This is a genomic window from Paramagnetospirillum caucaseum, from assembly GCF_000342045.1.
GTDB classification, from domain to species: domain Bacteria; phylum Pseudomonadota; class Alphaproteobacteria; order Rhodospirillales; family Magnetospirillaceae; genus Phaeospirillum; species Phaeospirillum caucaseum.
The window spans coordinates 1-1,524 of the sequence record NZ_AONQ01000164.1 but is presented as its reverse complement, the minus strand read 5'-3'; the positions used below and the strand labels follow the sequence as shown (position 1 = coordinate 1,524).

The following is a 1,524-nucleotide window of genomic DNA, read 5'->3' as shown; positions in this document are numbered from 1 at the left end:
ACGTCGGCAGATGCTTTTCCTGATATTCCTTGAAAAGATCGCCAACGGTCTTGGCTTCGCGATCTTCAACGCGTTTTCCAAGCGGGTCGCTACCCTGATCCACCTGCTTTTTAATAAATTTAGCCTCTTCCCGTGCCTGTGCCACGGACCAGTCAGGGTGGGATCCAATGGTGTAGCGGCGCTCTCTGCCATGGATGTAATAATTCACGACGAATGACTTAGCCCCGGCCGCCGTGATGCGGACAGCGAAGCCCTTGACCGCCTCGTCGTAAATGAGGCGGTTGCCCTTGGTGGGGGAGGGGAGGGCCTTGACCAGTTTTTCGGTAAGTTGCTCTACCATATCTGTGTCCGTACTGTGTCCGTACAAAATTGGAAAAACTTGGCGAATTGACGGTAGGTTGTGCCGCATTCTGTCGCTGTCTGGCGAATATAACACATTGAAAAGCAACGCTACTCTATGTTTTCTGCGGCTTTCAAAATTTACGCACTCAAGGCTCATAACCTGAAGGTCGCAGGTTCAAATCCTGCCCCCGCAACCACCGTTTCCTGCACCCCCGATCCCTCACCGGATCGGGGGTGTTTCGATTCCGGCGTCGCCAACGCCAAGAGCGCCGCCCGGGCGCCTTCCAACTCGATTTCCAGGGCGCCGTTCACTGGCACCAAACGAATGCGATCAATCAGACCGCGCAGCGCCAGCGCCGCCTGGGTGGTGGTCTCCGGCTCTCGCAATGCCTCCTGCAGGTCTTCCACCTTGCGGCGGAACAGTTCTGGCAGATTGGGATGAAGACGAGGCAGGGGCGGCGGGACCGCCTGCAATTGGGCCTCAATCTCCGACCGGCGAGTTTCCAGCGCTGCCAGCTCAGCATTAACCAAACGAGCTGGTGTTCCATCCATGATGGCGTCCATCAGGGATCGCTGCTTCATCTCGATCTTGTCGAACTCGGTCTCAAGCCGGACACGACGGTCATCATGATCGGCGGCCAGGCGATTGACCTCTCGAGTGAACTCTTCGACGAACGCCTTGACTGCTGCAGGCTGCATCAGATGTTGGCGAAGGCCCGCCAGCACCTGGGATTCCAGGGTGTCCTTGCGGATATTCAGGCGGTTGGTACATGTCCCGGAATTACGGGCACGTGAGCAGCCGTAATGATGGGCGCTGATCATCGAGACCCCTCCACCGCACTCGCCGCAGACCAGCAGGCCAGATAGGAGGTGAACGGGGCGACGGGCTTTCTCTGGACGGTGCTGGCGGTGAATGCCCTGCCTCGCCTTGACCGCATCCCAAAGATCCTGGGGGATGATCCGAAGATGGGGGACCTCTTGGCGGAGCCACCTTTCGTGTGGGTTGAGCCGAGCCTGCCGCTTGCCGCTCCGCGGGTCCTTAATAAAGTGCTGTCGGTTCCAGATCAGCTGGCCGATATAGAGTTCATTGTTAAGGATGCCGGTACCGCGCTGCCAGTTGCCGTAGATGGTTGATGGACCCCAAACTGGGGCTAGTTTCTTGGTTGCATCCTTGTTCTTGGC

Annotated in this window: 2 protein-coding genes; both read right to left on the bottom strand. The window is 57.8% G+C overall.

Annotated elements, in window-relative coordinates:
- The coding region (locus H261_RS22805) for an Arm DNA-binding domain-containing protein (protein WP_008622693.1) at positions 1-340 on the bottom strand (340 nt) is incomplete at its 3' end.
- Between the two features lie 155 nt (positions 341-495).
- On the bottom strand, positions 496-1,524 hold a 1,029-nt coding region (locus H261_RS22800; RefSeq protein WP_008622692.1), incomplete at its 5' end, for a recombinase family protein.